This window comes from Saccharopolyspora sp. ASAGF58 (genome assembly GCF_012277335.1).
Taxonomy (GTDB): domain Bacteria; phylum Actinomycetota; class Actinomycetes; order Mycobacteriales; family Pseudonocardiaceae; genus Saccharopolyspora; species Saccharopolyspora hattusasensis.
The window spans coordinates 1,259,718-1,284,007 of the sequence record NZ_CP040605.1 but is presented as its reverse complement, the minus strand read 5'-3'; the positions used below and the strand labels follow the sequence as shown (position 1 = coordinate 1,284,007).

Sequence of the window (24,290 nt, the reverse complement as noted above, 5' to 3'; positions counted from 1 at the left end):
TCGACCGGCGTTCGAGACCCGCCATGGCCTTGTTGACCAGGGATTACTCCCGATCCGGGCGGCTCGGCTCGGCATCCCAGGTGTCCACCATCCGGGAAGATCGTCCCGCATGGTTTGACGTGGGGGGCCGCTTTGATTAACGTCCTAGCCATGCTGCGACTGCACGACATTCTCGTACTTCCCCGGCGCGTCGACGCCTAGGAAGTTCGCAGCGTCGACGCGCCAACCCTCGTTAGGCCTATTTGGGGTCTACGGGGGTTTTTTCGTGTCCGGTCCAACTCCCGACCCCGAGGCAGACCCGATGACCAGCGCCAATACACGGCAGAATCCGGTCCCGGCGCCCCCGCCAGGACGCCGTCCCAAGCCCACGCCGCCCAGCGGTGCCCCAGTGAAGATGACCGGTGCGCAGGCACTCGTGCGTTCACTGGAGTCCGTTGGCTGCGAGATCGTCTTCGGGATTCCGGGCGGCACTATCCTGCCCTCCTACGACCCGCTCCTCGACTCCAACAAGGTCCGGCACGTGCTGGTCCGCCACGAGCAGGGTGCCGGGCACGCGGCCACCGGCTACGCGCAGGCCACCGGCAAGGTCGGGGTGTGCATGGCGACCTCCGGCCCGGGCGCGACCAACCTGGTCACACCGCTCGCCGACGCGCACATGGACTCGGTCCCGGTCGTCGCGATCACCGGTCAGCAGAGCACCGGCATGATCGGCACCGATGCCTTCCAGGAAGCCGACATCTGTGGCATCACGCTGCCGATCACCAAGCACAACTTCCTGGTCACCGACCCCGAGGAACTGCCGCGGACCATCGCCGAGGCGTTCTACATCGCCTCCAGCGGCAGGCCCGGCCCGGTGCTCGTGGACATCCCCAAGGACGTCCAGCAGGCGACCATGTCGTTCTCCTGGCCGCCGGAGATGAAGCTGCCCGGCTACCGGCCGACCAGCAAGCCGCACGGCAAGCAGGTCCGGGAGGCCGCCAAGCTGATCACCGAAGCGCAGCGGCCGGTGTGCTACGTCGGCGGCGGGGTCATCAAGGCCGAGGCGCACGCCGAGCTGCGGGAGTTGGCCGAGCGCACCGGCATCCCGGTGGTCACCACGCTGATGGCGCGCGGCGCGTTCCCCGACTCGCACCCCCAGCACCTGGGCATGCCCGGCATGCACGGCACGGTCGCCGCGGTCGCCGCGATGCAGCGCGCCGACCTGCTGATCGCGCTGGGCGCCCGCTTCGACGACCGGGTCACCGGCCAGCTCTCGTCGTTCGCGCCCGACGCCAAGGTCGTGCACGCCGACATCGACCCGGCGGAGATCTCCAAGAACCGCTACGCGGACGTGCCGATCGTCGGCGACTGCAAGGAAGTGATCAGCGAGCTGATCGACGCGGTCACCGCCGCCACCGGAGAGCGCGGCACCGCCGACCTGGCGCCCTGGTGGGAGTTGCTCGACGACCTGCGCAAACGGTTCCCGCTGGGCTACGAGTGGCCGGGCGACGGCAGCCTGTCGCCGGAGTACGTCATCGAGCGGCTCGGCAGGCTGGCCGGGCCTGACGCCATCTACACCGCCGGCGTCGGCCAGCACCAGATGTGGGCCGCGCAGTTCGTCGGCTACGAGAACCCGCGCACCTGGCTGAACTCCGGGGGCCTCGGCACGATGGGCTACGCGGTGCCCGCCGCGATGGGCGCCAAGGCCGGGATGCCGGGCAAGACGGTGTGGGCCATCGACGGCGACGGCTGCTTCCAGATGACCAACCAGGAGCTCGCCACCTGCGCCATCGAGGACATCCCCATCAAGGTCGCCGTCATCAACAACGGCAACCTCGGTATGGTCCGGCAGTGGCAGAACCTGTTTTACGCCGAGCGCTACTCACACAGTGACCTCGGCACCCACAAGCACCGTATCCCGGACTTCAAACTGCTGGCCGAGGCCTACGGCTGCGCGGGTCTGCGGTGCGAGTCCAAAGAGGACGTCGACAGCGTCATCCAGCGGGCCATGGAGATCAACGACCGACCCGTCGTGATCGACTTCGTGGTGGGCGAGGACGCCCAGGTGTGGCCGATGGTGGCCGCCGGTACCGGAAACGACGAGATCATGGCGGCGCGCGGTATCCGCCCGCTGTTCGACGAGGAGGAGGCATGAGCAGCTCTGTGTCAACCTCGGTCCTGCTCAACCGCACCTCAGGGGACCGTGACGCAAACCAGCCACAAGAAACCTCGAAACGAGCGATTGAGCTGGACGCAACCACAACTGCGAATCTCGGAGAGGCGGGACTGAGCCGATGACCCGACACACGCTGAGCGTGCTGGTGGAGAACGTCCCCGGGGTGCTCGCCCGGGTGGCCGGCCTGTTCTCCCGCCGCAGCTTCAACATCGATTCGCTCGCGGTCGGCCCGACCGAGCACCCGGACATCTCCCGGATGACGATCGTGGTCGCCGTCTCGGACCAGCCCCTGGAGCAGGTCACCAAGCAGCTCAACAAGCTGGTGAACGTGATCAAGATCGTGGAGCTGGAGACCGACGCCGCGGTGCAGCGGGAGCTGCTGCTGGTCAAGGTCCGCGCCGACGCGTCGGTGCGCAGCCAGGTGCTGGAGACGGTGCAGCTGTTCCGCGCGAAAGTGGTGGACGTCTCTCCGGAGGCGCTGACCGTCGAGGCCACCGGTACCGCCGATAAGCTCGACGCGTTGCTGCGAATGCTGGAACCCTACGGCGTCCGCGAGATGGTGCAGTCGGGAACGATCGCGATCGGGCGTGGCCCGCGTTCCATTACGGCCACCGCAGTGCGCTGATCCGGCGCCTGGCGCCACAGAGCCGAAAACCGAAGAGCCTGTCGCCGAATTTCTCCGCGAAGCCGTCCCGGCGGGTACTCCCTGGACGAGGAACCACCGCTTCGGCGGCAGGCACGAAGAATTCCCGAAAGGAAACGCTGAATCACCATGGCAGTTGAAATCTTCTACGACGCGGACGCTGATCTGGGCATCGTGCAGGGGCGCAAGGTCGCGGTCCTCGGCTACGGCAGCCAGGGCCACGCCCACGCGCTGAGCCTGCGGGACTCGGGTGTGGACGTGCGGGTCGGTCTCCCGGAGGGGTCCAAGTCGCGTGCCAAGGCGGAGGAAGAGGGCCTGCGGGTGCTCACCCCGGCCGAGGCCGCCGCGGAAGCCGACCTGATCATGATCCTGGCGCCCGACACCAAGCAGCGCGAGATCTACGCCAACGACATCGCGCCGAACCTTAAGCAGGGTGACGCGCTGTTCTTCGGCCACGGCTTCAACATCCGCTACGGCCTGATCCAGCCGCCGGCGGACGTGGACGTCGCCATGGTCGCGCCGAAGGGCCCGGGCCACCTGGTGCGCCGCCAGTTCGTCGACGGCAAGGGCGTGCCCTGCCTGATCGCGGTCGAGCAGGACGCCTCCGGCAACGCCGAGGCGCTGGCGCTGTCCTACGCCGCCGCCATCGGTGGCGCGCGGGCCGGCGTCATCAAGACCACCTTCAAGGAGGAGACCGAGACTGACCTGTTCGGTGAGCAGGCGGTCCTCTGCGGTGGCGCGAGCGCCCTGGTGCAGAACGGCTTCGAGGTGCTGGTCGAGGCCGGCTACCAGCCGGAGATCGCCTACTTCGAGGTCCTGCACGAGCTCAAGCTGATCGTGGACCTGATGTGGGAGGGCGGCATCGCCGGCCAGCGCTACTCCATCAGCGACACCGCCGAGTACGGCGACCTCACCCGCGGCCCGCGGGTGATCGACGCCCACGTCAAGGAGTCGATGCGCAAGATCCTGGGCGAGATCCAGGACGGCACCTTCGCCAAGGAGTGGGTGGCCGAGGACGAGGCCGGGCGGCCGAACTTCGCCAAGCTGCAGGCGGAAGGCAACGCCCACCAGATCGAAGAGGTCGGCAAGAAGCTCCGCTCCCTGATGTCCTGGACCAACAAGTAAGAGGTTCAGGTCTTCGGCGGCGTGCCAACCGCACGTCCGGCCGATGCGAAAGGCCCGGTGAGCTCCACGAGGGATCACCGGGCCTCGGCTTCCCGGCCGGGAGCCGGTCGGTTCCCCGGCCCGGGTTTCGCGGTTGCCAAAGGGCGAAACCGGTCGCTGCGGGTGAGGGATAGGGTACGTATCGTGAGTGCAGAAAACGAGATTGTCGACAACAAGGCGCACATCCGCCACCAGCTGGACTTCACCAACGCGGAGTGGATCACCAGCACCGACGAACCGGACGAGCCCGGCGTCGAGATCGCTTTCGTGGACGGCTATATCGGCATGCGCAACGGCGCCGAACCGGAGGGTCCGGTCCTGGTCTTCACGCCGGAGGAGTGGGAGGCCTTCGTCGCGGGCGCCAAGGACGGCGAATTCGACGAACCGTGATCTTCCGAGTTCCGGGGTTCTTCTACGTGGCGGTCGGGTGGCGGAACCTCAGAGCCTGTTGGTGAATGGTCTGGGTGGGTGGTCGCTTAGCGGAACCTGAGAGGTTTCCTGGACTGCGGGTGCCCCTCCTGATGTATGTCCAATACGCGGCGGAGGGGCCGTCCTCGCCAGAAAACCTCTCAGAACCCGCCGATGGTCGTCTTGGCAAGGCGAATGCAAGCGGCTACGCCGCTTCCAAGGCGCGGACGGCATTCGCCGACAGGCTCTCAGACGCCTTCTCGACTCCGGGAACCCCGACGCACGTATGACCAATACGTCGCGTCGGGGCTTTTTCTCGCGAGATGGCCCGGGGGCGGGGTGTCCCCGCAGGCCACTGCTGAGAACCCGTGGCGGTGCCGGTCGGGAGGTGGCAGCAGATACCGGCCTCCCACCGGCACCAGAAGGTCGTCACGTGTACGGGTGGTTGCCGTGCGTGCCGGTCACTGGCCGCACAGCCGCCGCTCGCGTGACAACGTGTCCCCGCGGACTCGTGGCGTCGTTCCTGCGGCCCGGCTGATCTGCGACAATGCCGAAGAATCGGGTTTAACGGGCCGGGCCTTTGCGCCGGCGGTGATCCGGGCAACACCCTTGTGAACGCTTTCTCAATCTCCCGTTAAACTCCGATCCGTCCGGGCACATCGCCGTGCCGACCGTGATCTTCCAACTGGAGTTCGCCCGTGACCAACGCAAGCCGTCCTGTCGTCCTGATCGCCGAGAAGCTGGCACCGTCCGTGATCGACGCCCTCGGGGACGAGGTCGAGATCCGCAACGTGGACGGCACCGACCGGCCGGCGCTGCTCGACGCCGTCGCCGACGCCGATGCGCTGCTGGTCCGTTCCGCCACGAAGGTCGACGCCGAGGTCCTGGCGGCGGCGAAGAAGCTCAAGGTCGTCGCCCGCGCCGGGGTCGGCCTGGACAACGTCGAGGTACCCGCCGCCACCGAGCGCGGCGTGATGGTCGTCAACGCCCCCACCTCCAACATCGTCTCGGCCGCCGAGCACGCGATGGCCCTGCTGCTGGCGGTGGCGCGCAACGTCGCGCAGGCCGACGCCAGCCTCAAGGGCGGCGAGTGGAAGCGCAGCTCCTACACCGGCGTCGAGCTCAACGGCAAGACCGTCGGCGTGGTCGGCCTGGGCAAGATCGGCCAGCTGTTCGCACAGCGCGTCGCCGCCTTCGGCACCAAGCTGATCGCCTACGACCCCTACGTGTCGCCGGGCCGCGCCGCGCAGCTGGGCATCGAGCTGGTCTCCCTCGACGAGCTGCTGGCCCGCGCCGACGCGATCTCCATCCACCTGCCCAAGACCGCCGAGACCCTCGGCCTCATCGGTGCCGAGGAGCTGACGAAGGCCAAGCCCGGTCTGCTGGTCGTCAACGCCGCCCGCGGCGGCCTGATCGACGAGGACGCGCTGGTCGACGCGCTGCGCAACGGCCAGATCGGCGGCGCGGGCATCGACGTGTTCAAGACCGAACCCACCACCGACAGCCCGCTGTTCCAGCTGTCCAACGTCGTCGTCACCCCGCACCTGGGCGCGTCCACCGCGGAGGCCCAGGACCGCGCGGGCACCGACGTGGCCCGCTCGGTGCGGCTGGCGCTGCGCGGCGACTTCGTGCCGGACGCGGTCAACGTGCAGGGCGGCGCGGTCGGCGAGGAAGTCCGCCCGTACCTGGCGCTGACCCAGAAGCTGGGCCAGGTGCTGGCCGCGCTGGTGGGCAGCACGCCGAGCTCGGTGACCGTGGAGGCCCGCGGCGAGCTGGCCGACGAGGACGTCTCGGTGCTGCAGCTCGCGGCGCTGCGCGGCGTGTTCGCCGGTGCGGTGGAGAACCAGGTGACGTTCGTCAACGCGCCGCAGCTGGCCGAGGACCTGGGCGTGCAGGTGGAGGTCAAGACCTCCTCGGAGAGCCCGAACCACCGCAGCGTGGTGTCGGTGCGTGCGGGGCTGCCGGACGGTCGCACCGCCGTGGTCTCCGGCGCGCTGTCGGGGCCGAACCAGGTGGAGAAGCTCGTCGAGGTCAACGGCAGGCACTTCGACCTGCGGGCCGAGGGCAACGTGCTGCTGCTGGAGTACCCGGACCGGCCGGGCGTGATGGGCAAGGTCGGCACGCTGCTCGGCGAGGTCGGCGTGAACATCGAGGCGGCCATGGTCAGCCAGACCACCGAGCGCTCCGAGGCGATCATGCTGCTGCGCGTGGACCGTCCCGTCGAGCCCGGAGTGCTGGAGCCGATCGGCGCCGCCGTCGGGGCCCGCGTCGTGCGCACCGTCAGCTTCGAGTGAGCTCGCCCGGTCCGGTCCCGCTGAGTAGGTGGGACCGCGACCGGTAATTCGGACGAGTGAGGCAGGGGCTTCCGCAATCTTGGGACGGCCCCTGCGTCGCATCTGCGGCCATGGGCCTATCGCCCGTATGGGTGTCCCACTCCCCGGGACAGTTCATCCACTTGGTGGGCCCGGCGTGCCGCTGCCCGCAGCCCTGCCGGTAGCCTTCGGCTCAACAGTTCGAGCCCCGCGGGTCGGGGTGGTTCTCGGGAGGTGTGTAGATGCGGCTCGCTGTGATCCCCGGCGACGGGATCGGGCCGGAGGTTATTGCCGAGGCACTCAAGGTGCTCGGCGAGGTCGTGCCGGATACCGAGATCACTCGATACGACCTGGGAGCCGCGCGCTGGCACGCGACCGGGGAGCTGCTGCCCGAGTCCGTCCTGGGTGAACTCCGGCAGCACGACGCGATCCTGCTCGGAGCGGTGGGCGACCCGTCCGTGCCCAGCGGGATCCTGGAGCGCGGCCTGCTGCTGCGGCTGCGCTTCGAGCTCGACCACCACGTGAACCTGCGGCCGGCCCGGCTCTACCCGGGCGTGAAGAGCCCGGTGGCCGACCCCGGCGAGATCGACATGGTCGTGGTGCGCGAGGGGACCGAGGGTCCGTACGCCGGCAACGGCGGCCTGCTGCGCAAGGACACCACGCACGAGATCGCGACCGAGGTCAGCATCAACACCGCGTTCGGCGTGGAGCGGGTGGTGCGCGACGCGTTCGCCCGCGCCGCCTCCCGGCCGCGCAAGCACCTGACGCTGGTGCACAAGACCAACGTGCTCACCCACGCCGGATCGTTGTGGTCGCGCGTGGTCGAAGAGGTCTCGCTGCAGTACCCGGACGTCACCGTGGCCTACCAGCACGTGGACGCCACGACCATCCACCTGGTCACCGACCCGGGCCGGTTCGACGTGATCGTCACCGACAACCTCTTCGGCGACATCATCACCGACCTGGCGGGCGCGGTCACCGGCGGCATCGGGCTGGCCGCCAGCGGCAACATCGACGCCACCCGGCGCAACCCGAGCATGTTCGAGCCGGTGCACGGCAGCGCGCCGGACATCGCCGGGCAGGGCGTGGCGGACCCGACCGCGGCGGTGCTGTCGGTCGCGATGCTGCTCGACCACGTCGGCCTGACCGATGCCGCCAAGCGGGTCGAGGCGTCGGTAGCGTTCGACCTGGCCACCCGCGACCACTCGGCCCCGGGTGCCACCTTCGCGGTCGGCGACCGCCTCGCGGCGCTGGTCTCCTCCCGCGAGGTCGCTCCGCAGGCCTGATCGGAGTTCGAAGTGGAGGAGGGCGTCCCGGTCGGGGCGCCCTTTTCGCCGGCCCGATGTGCAACCGGCGAGTCGCACCAAAACGCGAGTGACGCGGTCGACGACAACACCGGCGGCTGGGAGCAGGTGTGTCGCCTGCTGCTTCTCCACCTTCTGCTCGAGCTCGTCCAGCAAGCGACGCCAACGGGTAACCCGGTTCCTGGGACGGCAGGTCCTGACGTCACGTCCGGATGCTGGGAATTCGTGGTCATCTGGTGATCCGGTGGTGCATTGTGGCAGCATAGGTGCGTGGCTTTCCGCAGTGTGATCATTATTGGCGAGCGCGCCGGGTAGACGACTCCGCACCCCGGCGCGCTGACCTCTCGCATCCGCGGGGGGTCTTTTTTGTTGCCTGCGCTGCCGCTGCAATCCATCTCCGACGCCGACGGGAGAAAACCAGTGACCCGCACCAACCCGGCCGGAACGCCGCTGGGCGACGACTTCCACCTGTACGACACGACCTTGCGGGACGGCGCGCAGCGCGAGGGAATTTCGTATTCGGTCACCGACAAGCTGGCGGTCGCGCGGCTGCTGGACTCCCTGGGCGTCGGCTTCATCGAGGGCGGCTGGCCCGGCGCGCTGCCCAAGGACACCGAATTCTTCCACCGCGCCGCCGCCGGAGAACTCGATCTCGAACACGCCGCGCTGGTGGCCTTCGGCTCCACCCGCCGCGCCGGGATCAAAGTGGACGAAGATCGGCAAGTCCGGGCCCTGCTCGATTCGCGGGCCCCGGTGGTGACCTTGGTGGCCAAATCGGACCGGCGGCACATCGAGCGGGCGCTGCGCACCGATGTGGCCGAGAGCTGCGCGATGGTGGCGGACACCGTGCGTTACCTGGTCGGCGAGGGGCGCCGGGTGTTCCTCGACGCCGAGCACTTCTTCGACGGCTACGCCTTCGACCCCGACACCTCGCTGCGCGTGCTGGAATCCGCCGCGAACGCGGGCGCCGACGTCGTCGTGCTGTGCGACACCAACGGCGGGCAGCTGCCGCTGCAACTGGCCGAGACGGTCGGCGAAGTCGTATCGCGCACGGGATTCCGCGTCGGGATCCACTGCCAGGACGACACCGGATGTGCGGTGGCCAACAGCATCGCGGCCGTGCAAGCCGGTGCGACGCACGTGCAGTGCACCGCCAACGGCTACGGGGAGCGGGCGGGGAACGCGGATCTGTTCGCCGTGATCGGCAATCTCGCCATGAAACTGGAGATGCCGGTGTTGCCGGAGGGAAAGCTGCGCGAGCTGACCAGGGTTTCGCACGCGCTGGCCGAAATCGCCAACCTGGCACCTGACACGCACCAGGCCTACGTCGGCCAGTCGACCTTCGCGCACAAGGCCGGGCTGCACGCGAGCGCGATCAAAGTGGACCCCGAGCTCTACAACCACATCGACCCGGCGGTGGTGGGCAACGGGATGCGGGTGCTGGTCACCGAAATGGCCGGGCGCGCCAGCCTGGAGCTCAAGGGCGCCGAGCTCGGTCTCGACCTCACCGAGTCGCCGGCCGCCGTCACGGGGGCGGTGCGCCAGGTGAAGGAGCTAGAAGCCCGCGGCTGGTCTTTCGAAGCGGCCGACGCGTCGCTGGAACTGTTGCTGCGCCGGGAAATGGCCGTCGCGGCCGGCAGCGAGCCGGTCGATGCGCCGTTCGAGCTGGAGTCCTACCGGGTGGTGCTAGACCACCGTTCGGACGGCGACGTGGTCTCCGAAGCTACGGTCAAGGTGCACGTCGTGGGGGAGCGCGTGATCGCCACCGCAGAGGGGAACGGGCCGGTCAACGCCCTCGACGCCGCGCTGCGCAAGGCGTTGGTGCCGCACCTGCCGTGGCTGGAAACCGTCGAACTGGCCGATTACAAGGTCCGCATCCTCATCGACGCCCCCGGCACCGACGCGGTCACCCGGGTGCTCGTGGAATCCCGCGACGGCGAGGAGGAGTGGACCACTGTGGGCGTGCACGGCAACATCGTCGAAGCGAGCTGGCTCGCGCTCTGCGACGCGCTGGTGTACAAGGCCTTGCGGCGCAACGCGATCAGCGCCCGCGGCTGATCGCGTCGCTGTGCCCCGGCCGGGGAATGGGTGAGGGGCACCCGGGCCCAAGTATGTTTGTTGTCATGGGTGCCCCTCACCCGAAGTCCGCAGTTGATCCCGGAGGTTCGTCTTGCGCTTGGCACGTGTCGCCCACTCCGACGGGGTGTCCTTCGTCGCACTGGAGCCGGATCCGGCCGCACCGCAGGAGAAGGTGCTCGCGGTCGAGATCGACCAGCACCCGTTCGGCGACCCGACGTTCACCGGTCGCAAGTGGCCGGTGGCCGATGTCCGGCTGCTCGCCCCGATCCTGCCCACGAAGGTCATCTGCGTGGGCAAGAACTACGCCGAGCACGCCCGCGAGATGGGCTCGGAACCACCGGAGAACCCGGTGATCTTCATGAAGCCGTCCACCTCGGTGATCGGCCCCAACGCCGCCATCAAGCTGCCGCCGAACTCCGAGCGGGTGGACTTCGAGGGCGAACTCGCCGCCGTCGTCGGGCAGCCGTGCAAAGACGTGCCGGAGGCCCGCGGCACCGAGGTGCTGCTGGGCTACACGATCGCCAACGACGTCACCGCGCGCGACCAGCAGAAGGCCGACGGGCAGTGGACGCGGGCCAAGGGCTACGACACGTTCTGCCCGCTGGGCCCGTGGATCGACACCGCGGCGGACCCGGCGGACCTCGGGATCCGCACCGAACTGGACGGCGAGCTCAAGCAGGACTCGCGCACCTCGCTGCTGCTGCACGACGTCGCGGCGCTGGTTTCGTGGATCTCGCGGGTGATGACGCTGCTGCCCGGCGACGTGATCCTCACCGGCACCCCGGCCGGCGTGGGCCCGATGCAGGCGGGCCAGAAGGTGTCGGTGTCCATCGACGGCCTCGGCACCCTCACCAATCCCGTCCAACAGGGATAGAGCCGGGCCAGATCTGGGATAGCGCGGGGATAGTGCGGGGCTAGATCCGGGCTATTGCAGGGATAGTGCGGGCCTAGATCCGGGCTATTGCAGGGATAGTGCGGAGATAGTGCAGGGGTAGAGCGGGTTTTCGGGCCCGTTCTTCCGCGCAGCCGATCCGGGTACCGGAACCCCAGGCACCACCCGGTCTCCGCAATTTCCATTGAAATCGGACCTTCGATTTCAATGGAAATTGCGGGTTTCCACGGCCCGGTCGTCAGCGGAGGGCCGCCTTCGGCGGGCGTTCGCGGACCGCTCCGTAGGCGAGGACGTACGCGGGGATCCTGCGCAGCCACGGGGCGTTCGAGACCGCCCGCAGGGGGAGCGGCAGGCGCGCGGTGCTGCCGAAGTCGATTTCTCCGCGCAGCGCCGGGGAGATCACGTTCTCGTGAATAATGCGCTGCAGCCGCTGGATCAGCACCGTGGTCGGCCAGCGCCGCCGCTGCACCGCCGCCACGTGCTTGCGCTCCAAACGCCCGTTGCGCAGCGGCTCGGCGAGGTGGCGCGCCGCCGCGACGGCGTCCTGCACCGCCAGGTTGATCCCGATGCCGCCGACCGGTGACATCGCGTGCGCAGCGTCGCCGATGCACAGCAGGCCCGGCACGTGCCACTTGCGCAACCGGTCCAGGGTCACGTGCAGCAGCTTGACGTCCTCCCAGCTCTGCACTAGGTCCCGCCCGGCCAGCCAGGGGAAGAAGCGGACCAGGCGCTCGTTGAACTCCTCGATGGGCCGGTTGCGGCCCTCCGCGTCGGTGCCCTTGCCGATGATCGACGCGACCTGGAAGTAGTCGCCGCGGTCGAACATGGCGGTGAAGGTGCGTTCGCGGATCAGGCCGATGCCGCCCGCCAGATCGCCGGTTTGCCGCGGAATCCGGAACCACCGAACGTCCATCGGCGTAGGGAAGTCCTGCAGGCCGAGCTCCGGCATCTCGCGCACGAAAGACTTCCGCCCATCGCAGGCCACCGTGATGGTGGCGCGCAGTTCGCCGGTCTCGCCGTCGGTGGTGCGGTAGCGCACCCCGTTGACCCGGCCGCGTTCCCGGATCAGTTCCGTCGCCTCGGTGTTCATCCGCAGGGTGAACGTCGGCTCCTGCTTGCCTGCGTCGGCCAGCATGTCCAGGAAGTCCCACTGCGGGACCATCGCGATGTAGTTGTATTTCACCTTCAGCGACTTGAAGTCCCCGAAGGTGAACAGCTCGCCCGCCTGGCCGATGGGCAGCCGCACCTGGTTCAGGCGGCGCTGCGGGAGTTCGGCGAACCGCTCGGCCAGGCCCAGGTCGTCGAGGAGCTGCAGCGTGGTGGGGTGCACCGTGTCGCCGCGGAAGTCCCGCAGGAAGTCGCCGTGCTTCTCCAGCACGGTCACCTCGACGCCGGCCCTGGCCAGCAGCAGCCCCAGCACCATCCCCGCCGGTCCGCCGCCGACCACGCAGCAGGTGGTTCGCTCCATTGCGATCCCCTCCAGTTTTTCAACGGTCGTTGAATAAATTCAGGATGCCTTGCCCGGATGCGCCCGTCAACCGCCGACGGCGGGTGGCTAGGCTTGATGTGTTATGAGCACGCCAGAAGCCGCAGCAAAAGTCGACGCCAGGCCCGTCCGAGCCCGGTTCTGTCCCTCGCCGACCGGCACCCCGCACGTCGGCCTGATCCGCACGGCCCTCTACAACTGGGCGTTCGCCCGGCACAACAAGGGCACCCTGGTGTTCCGCATCGAGGACACCGACGCCAGCCGGGACACCGAGGAGTCCTACCAGGCGATCCTCGACGCGCTGCGCTGGTTGGGCCTCGACTGGGACGAAGGCCCCGGTGTCGGCGGACCCTACGGCCCCTACCGGCAGAGCGAGCGGCGCGACAGCTACGCTGACATCGCCCAGCGACTGCTGGCCGCCGGCGAGCTCTACGAGTCCTACTCCAGCCCGGACGAGATCGAAGCCCGCCACAAGGCAAAGGGGCGCGATCCCAAGCTAGGCTACGACAACTACGACCGCGACCTCACCGACGAGCAGCTCGCGGCCTTCCGCGCCGAAGACCGCAAGCCCGTGCTGCGGCTGCGGATGCCCGACCGCGACATCACCTTCACCGACCTGGTGCGCGGCGAGATCACCTTTCCCGCCGGCAGCGTCCCGGACCCGGTCCTGGTGCGCGCCAACGGCGACCCGCTCTACACCCTGACAAACCCGGTCGACGACGCGCTGATGCACATCACCCACGTGCTGCGCGGCGAAGACCTGCTGTCGTCCACGCCCCGCCAGATCGCGCTCTACGAGGCGCTGCAGCGCATCGGTGCCACCGACTTCACGCCCGAGTTCGGCCACCTGCCGTTCGTCATGGGCGAGGGCAACAAGAAGCTCTCCAAGCGCGACCCGCAGTCCAACCTGTTCCACCATCGCGACCGGGGATTCCTCCCCGAGGGCCTGCTGAACTACCTGGCGCTGCTCGGCTGGTCCATCTCCGACGACCGCGACGTGTTCAGCCTCGACGAGATGGTCGACGCCTTCGACATCGGCCGGGTCAGCGCCAACCCGGCGCGCTTCGACCAGAAGAAGGCCGACGCGATCAACTCCGCGCACCTGCGCGCCCTCGCGCCCGACCACTTCGTCGACCGCGTGGTGCCCTACCTCATCCAGGGCGGCGTGCTCCCGGCCGAGCCGACCGAGCAGCAGCTCGCCACCGTGCGCGCCGCGGCGCCGCTGGTGCAGGAGCGGCTGATCGTGCTCTCCGACGCGGTCGGCATGATGGGCTTCCTGTTCGCTGGCGAGGACTTCGCGCCCGAACCTGCCTCCGCCGAGAAGGCCCTCGGCGAAGACGCCAAGCCGGTCCTGGAAGCCGCCATCAACGCCCTCGAAGCGCTGCCGGAATGGACCACGGCCGCCATCGAGCAGGCGCTGAAGGACTCCGTCGTCGACGGGCTCGGCATCAAGCCCCGCAAGGCCTTCGCGCCGGTGCGGGTGGCGATCACCGGGCGCACCGTGTCGCCGCCGCTGTACGAGTCGATGGAACTTCTCGGCCGCGACATCTCCCTCGAACGCCTGCGGAAGGCCCTCGGCTGAACCAGTGAGCTCCGGCACGAGGTCGTGGGTGCGCTCGTACCCACGACCTCGTGCCGCCAACCGGACTCAACCGAAACAGGCCAACAGGATCACCAAATTGGCCGAGTCGGACGCAGCGGGTGAACGCCTAGCCTCTCGGGGTGACATCCGCGCCTGAAATTTCGACCATCCATGAACTCGGCCAGATCAAGGCGGTCTGCCTCGACCTCGACGACACCCTGCTCGACAGCGGCAGAGCCGCGCGGCATGCCCTGCGGGAACTCGTCGGCACCGACCGCGCCTGGCAGGTGTGGCAGCGCACCACGGACCAGCACTACGTGCGGTTCGTCACCGGCGAGATCGACTTCGACGCGATGTGCGTCGAACGCACCAGCGCGTTCTTCGCGGCCTTCGGCGAAGAACTGGAAACCTCCGAAGCCGCCCGCCGCGAAACCGTGCGCATGGCCGCCATGCAGCGCGCCTGGACCCTGTTCGACGACGCCCGGCCCTGCCTCGACTGGCTGCGCGCCAGCGGCCTCCAGCTCGCCGCGATCACCAACGCCCCCAGCGGCTACCAGCGCAAGAAGATCGCCGCCGTCGGCCTCGCCGACGCCTTTGACGCGCTCATCATCTCGGCCGAGATCGGTGTCGCCAAACCGGACCCGCGCATTTTCCACGCCGCCTGCGACGAGCTTGGCCTCCGCCCCGAAGAAGTCGTCCACGTCGGGGACAAGCTCGACACCGACGCCCTCGGCGCCAGCCGCGCCGGCCTCCACGGCGTCTGGCTCAACCGCGGCGGAACCCAGGACCCGTCCGCCGGCGTGCCGAGCATCACGAGCCTCTACGAACTCCCGGAACTCCTCGTGAGCGACCTGCCCGCGGTACCCTTCCGAGCGGACGGCGCTCAGGCCCCGCACCGCGCCGCCGAGCTGATCCGCCACTAGGCCGCCCCGGGTCGCTGCGACCGCCGCTACCTGCGACGATCCCAAACAGAGGGGGGCGATTTTCGGGCCTCTGAAGGGATGGTCTAACATTCTTATCAACGCGGCGGGCAGCGATCCGAAAGCCGAACTCCTCGCAGGAGATCGGAAACGGAGCTGGCCGTTCGGCACCATGGGGTATGGTGTAATTGGCAGCACGACTGATTCTGGTTCAGTTAGTCTAGGTTCGAGTCCTGGTACCCCAGCGAGCAGATCACCCCGTGATCTCTCAACAACGCGGTCCCGTCGTCTAGCGGCCTAGGACGCCGCCCTCTCAAGGCGGTAGCGCGGGTTCAAATCCCGTCGGGACTACAAGGGTGGGAGGGTCATATCTGCGATTCCGCAGATATGGCCCTTTCCGTTTTTTGTTTGGGGGGCCGAGCCCCCCATGCCCCCCACGGTGCGGGGGTTGCTTTCTTGTTTGCTCCTTGGGATTGGGGCGTACCCGGTCTGGGTTTCCGACCAGCGGACGGACCATCTGGGGCTTGGGAGTCCAGCCCGGCTTCATTCGGGCATCTGGCGTGGGGTCTTCTGGGGCTTGGGGAGTCCGGACCGGCTTCATTCGGGCATCTGGCGTGGGGTCTTCTGGGGCTTGGGGAGTCCGGACCGGCTTCATCTGGGTGCTTGGGGGGTTCGGGGTGGGGCTTGGGGCTAATTTTGTTTGGGCATTGGGGGTTGCTTGGGTTGTGGTGGTGGTTTTGGGTTTTTGGAATCGGTTTTGTGGACCGCGGTCGCCGTGCGTCTTGTGTGTTGGCGGTGGGGGGTGGGGGGTCGGTAGGGGGTGGGTGTTCTAGGGGCTTATGGGGTGTTGTAGAGTTCTTCTTGTTGCGCGGTCCCGTCGTCTAGCGGCCTAGGACGCCGCCCTCTCAAGGCGGTAGCGCGGGTTCAAATCCCGTCGGGACTACCAGCAAGTGCCCCGCTCGCAGAGTCTGCGAGCGGGGCACTTCTCGTTCCGCCACTTAGCAATGCGCCAGGCGTCGTGCGGCGTTCTTGGCGGTGCGGGTTTTGGCCCGCACCGCGCTGTTGGGGTTATAGGCGGTTTTGGAGGGCATCTGCTGCTGCTAGCAGGTCTGCTGCCCAACGGGCTCCCGGGCGGCGGCCCATTCTGTCGATCGGGCCCGAGACCGATATGGCCGCCACCACGTTGCCTTGGGCGTCGCGGACCGGGGCTGAGACGCTTGCCACCCCCGGCTCCCTTTCCGCCACGCTTTGGGCCCAGCCTCTTCTGCGGACCTCCATGAGGATTCTCTCGCCGTAGACCGCTTCCGCGAGGACCGCTCTCTGGGTTGCGGGGTCCGACCAGGCCGCCAGGACCTTGGCTCCCGAGCCTGCCGTCATCGAGAGGGGCGTTCCCACCGGCACCGTGTCCCGCAGGCCGCTCGGGGGTTCCGCCGTTGCTATGCACAGGCGTTGCATTCCGTCCCTCCTGTAGAGCTGGACGCTTTCTCCCGTGACATCCCTTAGCTTGGGCAGGACCGTCGTTGCTGCTTCGAGGAGAGGATCTACCGCTCCCCCCGCCAGTTCCGCCAGGGCCGCTCCTGGGCGCCAGCGTCCGTCCGAGCCCCTTCTCAACAGGCGGTGGACCTCCAGGCCCACTGCTAGGCGGTGCGCCGTTGCCCTTGGCAGCCCCGTACGGCTGCACAGTTCGGCTAGGCCGCACGGTTCGCTGGCCACCGCCTGGAGAACGGCCACCGCCTTGTCCAGTACTCCGATGCCGCTATGCTGTCCCACGTACCGATACTAGCTTCCCGGCATCTGGGAAGTCCATTCTGTGGGAAGGCCCTTTTCCGGGTCTCGGCAGGCTCGACTGGGAGCAACGATGGGAAAAACGCTCGCGGAGAAGGTTTGGGAAGCGCACATCGTGCGCCGTGGTGAAGGGCACGAGCCAGACCTGCTCTACATCGATCTCCACCTGGTGCACGAGGTCACCAGTCCGCAGGCCTTCGAAGGGCTTCGGTTGGCGGGCCGGCCGGTGCGCCGCCCCGATCTGACGCTGGCCACCGAAGACCACAACGTGCCCACCACCGGGATCGACCTGCCGATCGCCGACCCGGTGTCCCGCACGCAGGTCGACACCTTGCGGAAGAACTGCGAGGAATTCGGCATCCGCCTGCACCCGATGGGCGACGCCGAGCAGGGCATCGTGCACGTCGTCGGGCCGCAGCTCGGCCTGACGCAGCCGGGCACCACCGTGGTCTGCGGCGACAGCCACACCTCGACGCACGGCGCTTTCGGCGCGTTGGCCTTCGGCATCGGCACTTCCGAGGTCGAGCACGTGCTGGCCACCCAGACGCTGCCGCTGAAGCCGTTCAAGACCATGGCCATCAACATCGAAGGCACCCTGCGCCCGGGAGTCACCAGCAAGGACGTGATCCTGGCCGTTATCGCGAAGATCGGCACCGGCGGCGGCCAGGGCTACGTCCTGGAGTACCGCGGCGAAGCGATCCGCCAGCTGTCCATGGAAGCCCGCATGACGATCTGCAACATGTCGATCGAGGCGGGCGCGCGGGCCGGCATGATCGCGCCCGACGAAACGACTTTCGACTACCTCGAGGGGCGCCCGCACGCCCCCGAGGGCGCCGAGTGGGGCGCCGCCGTCGAGTACTGGAAGACGCTGCGCACCGACGACGACGCCACATTCGACGCAGAAGTTACGCTGAACGCGGATGAACTGACCCCGTTCGTCACCTGGGGCACCAACCCGGGGCAGGGCCTGCCGCTGGGCGAGCAGGTGCCGGACCCGGCGCAGATCGTCGACGAGGGCGAGCGGTTCGCCGCCGAGAAGGCCTTGGCGTACATGGGCTTGACCCCCGGGACGCCGCTGCGCGAGGTGTCCGTGGACACCGTGTTCCTCGGCTCCTGCACCAATGGCCGGATCGAGGACCTGCGCGCCGCCGCCGAGGTCCTCAAGGGCCGCAAGGTCGCCGCGGACGTGCGGATGCTCGTCGTGCCCGGCTCGATGAAGGTCCGCCAGCAGGCGGAGTCCGAAGGGCTGCACGAGGTTTTCACCGCCGCCGGCGCGGAATGGCGTTCGGCCGGTTGTTCGATGTGCCTGGGCATGAACCCGGACCAGCTCACGCCGGGCGAGCGCAGCGCGTCGACCTCCAACCGCAACTTCGAGGGCAGGCAAGGCAAGGGCGGCCGCACCCACCTGGTCTCCCCGCTGGTCGCCGCGGCCACCGCCGTGCGCGGAACCCTGTCCGCCCCCGAAGACCTCGACTGAAAGTTGAACTCAGCTCGCGCAGGTGGTCCCGTGCGGAACCTCAGACGTCTCCTCGGTCCGGTATCCCCGACGGGACTCGCGGGTGGTCACCGTGCGTGCGTGGGCCAAGCGGCTGCGCCGCTGCAAGGACGAAAACTGGCACCCCACCCATCAGGAGCAGTGACGATGGAACCGTTCAAGACGCACACCGGGATCGGCGTCCCGCTGCGCCGGTCCAACGTGGACACCGACCAGATCATCCCGGCGGTCTACCTCAAGCGGGTTTCCCGCACCGGCTTCGAGGACGGCCTGTTCGCCGCCTGGCGCGCGGACGAGAACTTCATCCTCAACCACGAGACCTTCCGCAACGGCAGCGTGCTGGTCGCCGGCCCCGACTTCGGCACCGGGTCGTCGCGCGAGCACGCCGTATGGGCGCTGAAGGACTACGGCTTCAGGGTGGTCATCTCCAGCCGCTTCGCGGACATCTTCCGCGGCAACTCGGGCAAGCAGGGGCTGCTGGCGGCCCAGTGCGAGCAGTCCGATGTGGAACTGCTGTGGAAGCTCTTGGAGAACGAGCCGGGCACCGCCGTGACGGTCGATCTGGAGCGGCGGACCGTGCACGCCAAGGACCTCACGGTGCCCTTCAGCATCGACGACTACACCCGCTGGCGGTTGCTGGAAGGGCTCGACGACATCGGTCTGACCCTTCGCCACGCCGAGACGATCGACACTTTTGAGCAAGCTCGCCCTAGCTTCAAACCGGCGACCCTGCCCGCTCGGCAGGGCTGATCGAGAAGCCTTCCGGGGGCGAGTTTTTCCCGTTGTGAAAGGAAAAACTCGCCCTTCGGGGGACAACTGAACAGTTGCTCCAGGAGCCCCGCGGACCCCGTTTCCCGGACGCGAATGCCCACGCCCCAACGAAAAAAAGAGGCGTGGCGAATGGCATTTGTTTGTCCGGGGCTTTACCGTTGACATTGAGTCGGCCCAACGGGGCCGTTGTTGTGTCCTGGGAGGGACTGAAGTGAACAAGGCCCAGCTTATCGAGGCTCTGGCGGAACGCCTCGGAGACAAGAAGACCGCCAGCCAGGCTGTGGAAAGCGTTGTGGACATCATCGTTCGCAACGTCAACAAAGGCGAGAAGGTCAACATCACCGGCTTCGGGGTTTTCGAGAAGCGGGCCCGCGCCGCACGCACCGCTCGCAACCCGCGCACCGGTGAGAGCGTGAAGGTCAAGAAGACCAACGTGCCCGCCTTCCGCGCCGGCACCCAGTTCAAGGAAGTCGTGGGCGGACAGCGGAAACTGCCGCGCGTCTCCGCTGCCAAGGCGGCCACCACCCGTGGTGCCACCACCAAGACCGCGGGCGTCACCAGGGCCGCTGCCGGTACTCGCGCCAAGGCTGCCACCACCACCCGGGCGGCCGCGACGAAGACCGCGACCGGCGCCGCCGCAGCGAAGGCGACCGCCACCAAGGCGGCCCCGAAGCGGACCGCCACCAAGGCGACCGCTGCGAAGGCGACCCCGGCGAAGTCCACCGCGAAGCGGGCGACGACGGCCAAGGCCACCACGACCGCGGCCAAGACGACCCGTCCGGCTACCAAGAAGGCGACGACGACGCGCAAGACCACGAAGAAGTGATCGCGGGCTTCCGCAGCGAGCACCAGTGGACCGAGCGGGCGGCGAGATAACCCCCACGTGGGTTACGAGCCGCCCGCTCACGGCGTTCCCCCGGTCGCCCGGTCATCGCCCCGACGTCAGGCGATGACCGGAAACGGCCATGAGAAGGCCGTGACCGCCGCATCTCCGGCGGTCGCACGAGTTTCACCCGTGGGCTATGAGCAACGCCCACACGGCGCGATCAGCGCCGGACAGCGCCCGTCCAGCACCTCAGCGCGCGTGGTGCGGTGCGGGCGCGGTCGTCAGCTGGAGCCGGGGCGTCGGCGGAATATTTCGCCGGCACCGAAATTCGCCGACGCGTCCGTCTCTTTTCTGCGCTCTCCCCGCTTCGCCGGTTAGGCGAGCGGGTCCGCGAGGTAGTCGGCCGCGGCCAGCCGCAGTGCCGGGCCGCTCCCGTTGCCGGAATACCGGTCCCCGCTGAACGTCAGCGTCCACACGCTGCCCTTGCGGCTGGCTACCTCGCCGAGCGGCAACCCGGCGGAATCGGCCAGCCGCGCCACCAGGTCCGGGATGACGCCGCCCTGGCTGCACACCACCGCGGGGCCCGCGCCGGCCGCCACCCGCAGCATCAGGTCGACGCCCGCGTCCGGATCGCCCAGATAGCCCTCTTCGGAAAACAGCGGCTCGATGGCAATCCCGATTCTGAGGTCTTCGGCGATCGGCGCCACCGTTTGTTCGCAGCGCAGTCGCGGTGCGGAATAGATCCGGGCCGGGCCGAACAACGGCAACAGCGAATGCAATGCATCGCTCTGTTGCCGTCCCGCTTCGGTGAGTGGCCGAAGGGTGTCGTCGCCCGTCCATTCGGAGCGTTTGCCCGCTTTCGCGTGCCGCACCAGCAACACGGTCGCGGACTCGGCCGGCAACTCCTCGAATGCGTCGAGCACGCCGACGTCGTGCGGATAGCTCAGCCGGCCCCGTGCCTGGTCGGTACGCAGCCAGCGCAGTTCGTCCACTTCGTCGTTTGGCGCGAATACGCCGTCAGCCGCCCGGGCGGTGAAGTAGTCGACCACCTTCGGCGCGCGGCCGCCGTTGGATTCCGGCACCGAGTAGTTCACCCGCGTCAGGAAACGCGACAGCACGCAGGAAAACCCGGTCTCCTCGGACACCTCGCGGACCGCCGCGTGCGCGGAGAGCTCGCCGGGGTCGAGCTTGCCCTTCGGCAGCGACCAGTCGTCGTAGCGGGGCCGGTGCACCAGCGCCACTTCGGGGCCGTCGCCACCATCGCGCCAAAGCACCGCACCGGCCGCCCGGACCGGGGCAGGCGGTGCGTCGACTGGTTCGTCGTCGATTCCGCCGGGCGCCGGCTGGTTCTCGGTCACGCTCATCTTCCTCAGGACACCTTGGCGCCGTGCAGGCGCAGCATTTCCGCTTGGTGATCGCGAACTTGCTCTCCGCTGCGCGGCGACGCCTCCCAGTCGCCCTTCGCGTTGAGCACCCAGCAGCGGGTGGCCGGGTGCAGCGTCGAATCCAGCATCGCGTCGAGCTGCCGGGTGAGCTTGATGTCGGTGACCTGCACCTGGGTTTCGATCCGCCGGTCCAGGTTGCGGTGCATCATGTCGGCGCTGCCGATCCAGTGCTCGTCGATGCCGACGAAGTGGAACACCCGGGAATGCTCCAGGAAGCGGCCCAGGATCGAGCGCACCTCGATGTTCTCGCTCAGACCCTCCACGCCGGCCTTCAGCGAGCAGATCCCGCGCACCACCACGCGCACCGGCACACCGGCCAGCGAAGCCCGGTACAGGGTGTCGATGATCTGCTCGTCGACCAGCGAGTTCACCTTCATCCTGATGCCGCACGGCAACCCCTGCCGGGCACGCTCGATCTCGGCCTCTACGCGCTCCACGATGCCGTTGCGGATGCCCTGCGGCGACACCAGAATCCGGCGATACTGGCCGTGCCGGGCGTAGCCGGTGAGCACGTTGAACAGGTCGGTGAGGTCGGCGCCGATCTCCGGGGAGGCCGTCAGCAGGCCCAGATCCTCGTACATTCGCGCGGTCTTCGGGTTGTAGTTGCCGGTGCCCAGGTGGCAGTAGCGGCGGATCGTGGAACCTTCCTGGCGCACCACGAGCGCGGTCTTGCAGTGCGTCTTCAACCCCATCAGGCCGTAGACGACGTGCACCCCGGCGCGCTCCAGGGTCCGCGCCCACTGGATGTTGGCCTGCTCGTCGAACCGCGCCTTCAACTCCACCAGCGCCACCACCTGCTTGCCCGCTTCGGCGGCGTCGATGAGGGCGTTGACGATGGGCGAGTCACCGGAAGTCCGGTACAGCGTCTGCTTGATGGCCAGCACGTGCGGGTCGGCCGCGGCCTGCTCGATGAACCGCTGCACCGACGTGGAGAACGAGTCGTAGGGATGGTGCACCAGCACGTCGCCCTCGCGCAGCGTGGAGAAGATGCTCTTCGGCGTCTGGCCCTCGGCGAACGCCGGGTGCGTCGCGGGCACGAACGGCGACTCCTTGAGGTCCGGGCGCTGCAACCGGTCCAGCTGGAACAGGCACGACAGGTCCAGCAGTCCCTTGACCTCAACCACGTCGTGCTGGTCGACCTCCAGCTCGCGCAACAGGAGTTCGAGCATGTTCTCGCTCATCGTGTCGGTCACTTCCAGCCGCACCGGCGGCCCGAAGCGGCGGCGCGCGAGTTCCCGCTCCATCGCCTGCAGCAGGTCTTCGTCGCGGTCCTCCTCGACCTCCAGGTCGGCGTTGCGGGTGACCCGGAAGATGTGGTGCTCGGCGACCCGCATCCCGGGGAACAGCTTCCCGAGGTGCGCGGCGATGAGTTCCTCCAGCGGCAGGAAGGTGGCGGTCTCGTTCTCCCGGTCGGATTCGACGCGGATCAGCCGCGGCACGTTGTCGGGCACCTTGACGCGCGCGAAGCGCCGCAGCCCGGCGTCCGGGTCGGCGACGGTGACCGCGAGGTTCAGCGATAGCCCCGAGATGTAGGGGAACGGGTGCGCCGGGTCGACCGCCAGCGGCGTGAGGACCGGGAAGATGTGGTCCTCGAAGTAGCGGCTCAGCTTGGCCTGGTCGTCGCTCCCCAGCTCGGACCAGCGCAGGAACCGAACGCCGTGCGCCGCCAGCTCCGGCAGGAGATCGTCGAGGAAGACCCGGCCCTGCTTCTCCACCAGGTCCTGGTTGCGGGCGGAGATCCGGACCAGCTGCTCGTGCGGGGTGAGCCCGTCGGAGCTGCGCACCGAAAGCCCGGTTTCCTCGCGGCGCTTCAGCCCGGCGACCCGGACCATGTAGAACTCGTCCAGGTTGGACGCGAAGATCGCGAGGAACTTGGCGCGCTCCAGCACCGGCTGCGACCGGTCCTCGGCGATCGCGAGCACCCGCGCGTTGAAGTCCAGCCAGGACAGTTCGCGGTTGAGGTAGCGTTCCTCGGGCAGGTCGGTGGTGGCAGCCGCGCGGGTCACCGCGGGCGGGGCCGCCGGAACCCGGGCGCCCTCGGAGGTCGTGGTCTGGGCCGCCTCCGGGGTGGCCGCAGTGCTGGCTGCCGGTGCGTCGGCAGCGACGGGATTGCCGGCGCGGCGAGCGGGGCGTGGCGTCCGCTGCGCGGACCGGCCGTTGGAGGTTCGCTTGGCGGGCTGCTTCGGGACCCTGTCGCTGCTGTCGGTGCTCACCAGCCCATTGTCACTCATCAGGGCGTTCTGAATCGACCGCTGACGTGGCCATGTGACGTTCGCGGTCTTGGGGTGAACACTCCCGTACGGGTCCTTGAACACCAGGCGGGCGAGCGCCGCTGGAGGAAATCCGGCGGGCGGTGTTCGGGCCGAGACCTAGCGTCATCGCGACGGCCAGATCGGCCTCGGTGTCCACGTCGCAGCGCAGCGAGTCCCAGCCGCCCAGGAGCGTCTTCGCCCCGGACCCGGCGTGCGCGTCGGCGGAGCCGGGCCCGAAGCGGGGGGCAAGCGGCTGGCCGGGCACGGCCAGCAGCAGCGTGGTGCCGGTGCCTTGCCGGTCGGGGCAGAACGCGCGATCGTCCCCGGCGGCGCTGATGGCGGCGGCGAGGTCGGTGGGCCGCAGGGCGGGCAGATCCGCCTGCAACGCCCCGACTCGCGATGTGGCGGTCCGCTGCCGCAGCTGGGCGTCGCCGTGCCGCAGCGCGGCGTTCAGCCCGGCGGCGGGGGTGTCCGCGAGAACCTCGACTCCGTCGGCGGTGAACGCCTCGGTGAGCGTCGGGTCGGAGGTCACCACCACGACTCCGGCGACGCCCGGCGCCTGGCGCGCGGCGGTCACTGTGTCCAATGCCACGGCTGTGACCAGGTCGGCGTGCGCGGCCGGCCGGCGCGCCCCCCGGTCGGCGGCGCCGAGCAGCCGCGACTTCGCCAGGTGCAACGGCTTGATCGGCACGATGAGGAACAACCCTGCGGTCACCGAAGAAACGTAGCGCGGATGCCCGGTTCTTTAGGCGGGGAGAAAGCGCGTCGATT

The 24,290-nt window shown here is 68.7% G+C and carries 18 protein-coding genes and 3 tRNA genes; 16 read left to right on the top strand and 5 right to left on the bottom strand.

The genetic code is table 11. From position 1 onward, the window contains the following. Window positions 1-301 precede the first annotated feature (301 nt). The 8 genes from FDZ84_RS05795 to FDZ84_RS05760 all read left to right on the top strand — a co-directional run bounded on the left by FDZ84_RS05795 (window position 302) and on the right by FDZ84_RS05760 (window position 10,939). Window positions 302-2,134: an acetolactate synthase large subunit gene (locus FDZ84_RS05795; RefSeq protein ID WP_168589833.1), complete on the top strand. Its 1,833-nt coding sequence runs from the start codon at window positions 302-304 to the stop codon at window positions 2,132-2,134. Window positions 2,135-2,273: 139 nt separating this feature from the next. After that, on the top strand, window positions 2,274-2,780 hold the full coding sequence (gene ilvN / locus FDZ84_RS05790) for an acetolactate synthase small subunit (protein WP_168585044.1): 507 nt from the start codon (window positions 2,274-2,276) through the stop codon (window positions 2,778-2,780). A gap of 147 nt (window positions 2,781-2,927) precedes the next feature. Beyond that, complete coding sequence (ilvC, locus tag FDZ84_RS05785; RefSeq protein WP_168585043.1) at window positions 2,928-3,923, top strand: ketol-acid reductoisomerase; 996 nt, start codon at window positions 2,928-2,930, stop codon at window positions 3,921-3,923. A 183-nt stretch (window positions 3,924-4,106) separates the two neighbouring features. Next, window positions 4,107-4,352 (top strand): DUF397 domain-containing protein, encoded by a 246-nt coding sequence (locus FDZ84_RS05780; protein WP_168585042.1) that lies wholly within the window; start codon window positions 4,107-4,109, stop codon window positions 4,350-4,352. Window positions 4,353-5,068: 716 nt separating this feature from the next. Further along, entirely contained in the window at window positions 5,069-6,664 is a 1,596-nt protein-coding gene (serA, locus tag FDZ84_RS05775) for a phosphoglycerate dehydrogenase (RefSeq protein WP_168585041.1), read from the top strand. Between the two features lie 260 nt (window positions 6,665-6,924). Further along, window positions 6,925-7,968, top strand: a complete 1,044-nt coding sequence (locus FDZ84_RS05770) for a 3-isopropylmalate dehydrogenase (RefSeq protein ID WP_168585040.1) — start codon at window positions 6,925-6,927, stop codon at window positions 7,966-7,968. Window positions 7,969-8,406: 438 nt separating this feature from the next. Then, window positions 8,407-10,044: a citramalate synthase gene (cimA, locus tag FDZ84_RS05765; protein WP_168585039.1), complete on the top strand. Its 1,638-nt coding sequence runs from the start codon at window positions 8,407-8,409 to the stop codon at window positions 10,042-10,044. Window positions 10,045-10,156: 112 nt separating this feature from the next. Next, entirely contained in the window at window positions 10,157-10,939 is a 783-nt protein-coding gene (locus FDZ84_RS05760; protein ID WP_168585038.1) for a fumarylacetoacetate hydrolase family protein, read from the top strand. Window positions 10,940-11,195: 256 nt separating this feature from the next. Here FDZ84_RS05760 and FDZ84_RS05755 read toward each other — a convergent pair whose 3' ends face one another. Then, complete coding sequence (locus FDZ84_RS05755; RefSeq protein WP_168585037.1) at window positions 11,196-12,425, bottom strand: FAD-dependent oxidoreductase; 1,230 nt, start codon at window positions 12,423-12,425, stop codon at window positions 11,196-11,198. A 103-nt stretch (window positions 12,426-12,528) separates the two neighbouring features. Here FDZ84_RS05755 and gltX point away from each other — a divergent pair, with 103 nt between their 5' ends. From gltX to FDZ84_RS05730, 5 genes are all read left to right on the top strand, one after another. Further along, entirely contained in the window at window positions 12,529-14,025 is a 1,497-nt protein-coding gene (gene gltX, locus FDZ84_RS05750; protein WP_168585036.1) for a glutamate--tRNA ligase, read from the top strand. Window positions 14,026-14,165: 140 nt separating this feature from the next. After that, on the top strand, window positions 14,166-14,948 hold the full coding sequence (locus tag FDZ84_RS05745) for an HAD family hydrolase (RefSeq protein WP_168585035.1): 783 nt from the start codon (window positions 14,166-14,168) through the stop codon (window positions 14,946-14,948). Window positions 14,949-15,118: 170 nt separating this feature from the next. Then, a tRNA-Gln gene (locus FDZ84_RS05740) sits at window positions 15,119-15,190 on the top strand. Window positions 15,191-15,223: 33 nt separating this feature from the next. Further along, window positions 15,224-15,296, top strand: a tRNA-Glu gene (locus FDZ84_RS05735). A gap of 519 nt (window positions 15,297-15,815) precedes the next feature. After that, window positions 15,816-15,891: transfer RNA gene (locus FDZ84_RS05730), tRNA-Glu, on the top strand. A 122-nt stretch (window positions 15,892-16,013) separates the two neighbouring features. Here the strand turns inward: FDZ84_RS05730 and FDZ84_RS05725 are convergent. Next, on the bottom strand, window positions 16,014-16,715 hold the full coding sequence (locus FDZ84_RS05725) for an IclR family transcriptional regulator (RefSeq protein WP_168585034.1): 702 nt from the start codon (window positions 16,713-16,715) through the stop codon (window positions 16,014-16,016). An 88-nt stretch (window positions 16,716-16,803) separates the two neighbouring features. On the opposite strand from FDZ84_RS05725, the gene leuC reads away from it, so the two are divergent. From leuC to FDZ84_RS05710, 3 genes are all read left to right on the top strand, one after another. Beyond that, window positions 16,804-18,207: a 3-isopropylmalate dehydratase large subunit gene (leuC, locus tag FDZ84_RS05720; protein ID WP_168585033.1), complete on the top strand. Its 1,404-nt coding sequence runs from the start codon at window positions 16,804-16,806 to the stop codon at window positions 18,205-18,207. A 165-nt stretch (window positions 18,208-18,372) separates the two neighbouring features. Continuing rightward, window positions 18,373-18,975 carry a 3-isopropylmalate dehydratase small subunit gene (gene leuD / locus FDZ84_RS05715; RefSeq protein ID WP_168585032.1) on the top strand — a complete coding sequence of 201 codons (603 nt, stop codon included), beginning with the start codon at window positions 18,373-18,375 and terminating at the stop codon, window positions 18,973-18,975. Between the two features lie 232 nt (window positions 18,976-19,207). Beyond that, a complete protein-coding gene (locus FDZ84_RS05710; RefSeq protein WP_168585031.1) occupies window positions 19,208-19,822 on the top strand; it encodes an HU family DNA-binding protein in 615 nt (204 codons plus the stop codon). 374 nt (window positions 19,823-20,196) lie between these two features. On the opposite strand, the gene FDZ84_RS05705 is transcribed toward FDZ84_RS05710, so the two are convergent. From FDZ84_RS05705 to cofC, 3 genes are read right to left on the bottom strand one after another with little or no spacing between them, the layout of a single operon-like run. Beyond that, entirely contained in the window at window positions 20,197-21,186 is a 990-nt protein-coding gene (locus FDZ84_RS05705) for an NUDIX hydrolase (protein ID WP_168585030.1), read from the bottom strand. Window positions 21,187-21,191: 5 nt separating this feature from the next. Further along, window positions 21,192-23,498 carry an RNA degradosome polyphosphate kinase gene (locus tag FDZ84_RS05700; RefSeq protein ID WP_168585029.1) on the bottom strand — a complete coding sequence of 769 codons (2,307 nt, stop codon included), beginning with the start codon at window positions 23,496-23,498 and terminating at the stop codon, window positions 21,192-21,194. Continuing rightward, window positions 23,491-24,234: a 2-phospho-L-lactate guanylyltransferase gene (cofC, locus tag FDZ84_RS05695; RefSeq protein WP_246868827.1), complete on the bottom strand. Its 744-nt coding sequence runs from the start codon at window positions 24,232-24,234 to the stop codon at window positions 23,491-23,493. Before cofC ends, FDZ84_RS05700 begins: the two co-directional genes overlap by 8 nt. Window positions 24,235-24,290 lie beyond the last annotated feature (56 nt).

What these genes read in the sequence shown, in the direction of transcription:
- FDZ84_RS05795 (WP_168589833.1), top strand. Translation starts at nt 302, where the DNA reads ATGACCAGCGCCAATACACGGCAGAATCCGGTCCCGGCGCCCCCGCCA.
- ilvN (WP_168585044.1), top strand. Translation starts at nt 2,274, where the DNA reads ATGACCCGACACACGCTGAGCGTGCTGGTGGAGAACGTCCCCGGGGTG.
- ilvC (WP_168585043.1), top strand. Translation starts at nt 2,928, where the DNA reads ATGGCAGTTGAAATCTTCTACGACGCGGACGCTGATCTGGGCATCGTG.
- FDZ84_RS05770 (WP_168585040.1), top strand. Translation starts at nt 6,925, where the DNA reads ATGCGGCTCGCTGTGATCCCCGGCGACGGGATCGGGCCGGAGGTTATT.
- FDZ84_RS05755 (WP_168585037.1), bottom strand. Translation starts at nt 12,425, where the DNA reads ATGGAGCGAACCACCTGCTGCGTGGTCGGCGGCGGACCGGCGGGGATG.
- gltX (WP_168585036.1), top strand. Translation starts at nt 12,529, where the DNA reads ATGAGCACGCCAGAAGCCGCAGCAAAAGTCGACGCCAGGCCCGTCCGA.
- leuC (WP_168585033.1), top strand. Translation starts at nt 16,804, where the DNA reads ATGGGAAAAACGCTCGCGGAGAAGGTTTGGGAAGCGCACATCGTGCGC.
- leuD (WP_168585032.1), top strand. Translation starts at nt 18,373, where the DNA reads ATGGAACCGTTCAAGACGCACACCGGGATCGGCGTCCCGCTGCGCCGG.
- FDZ84_RS05705 (WP_168585030.1), bottom strand. Translation starts at nt 21,186, where the DNA reads ATGAGCGTGACCGAGAACCAGCCGGCGCCCGGCGGAATCGACGACGAA.
- FDZ84_RS05700 (WP_168585029.1), bottom strand. Translation starts at nt 23,498, where the DNA reads ATGAGTGACAATGGGCTGGTGAGCACCGACAGCAGCGACAGGGTCCCG.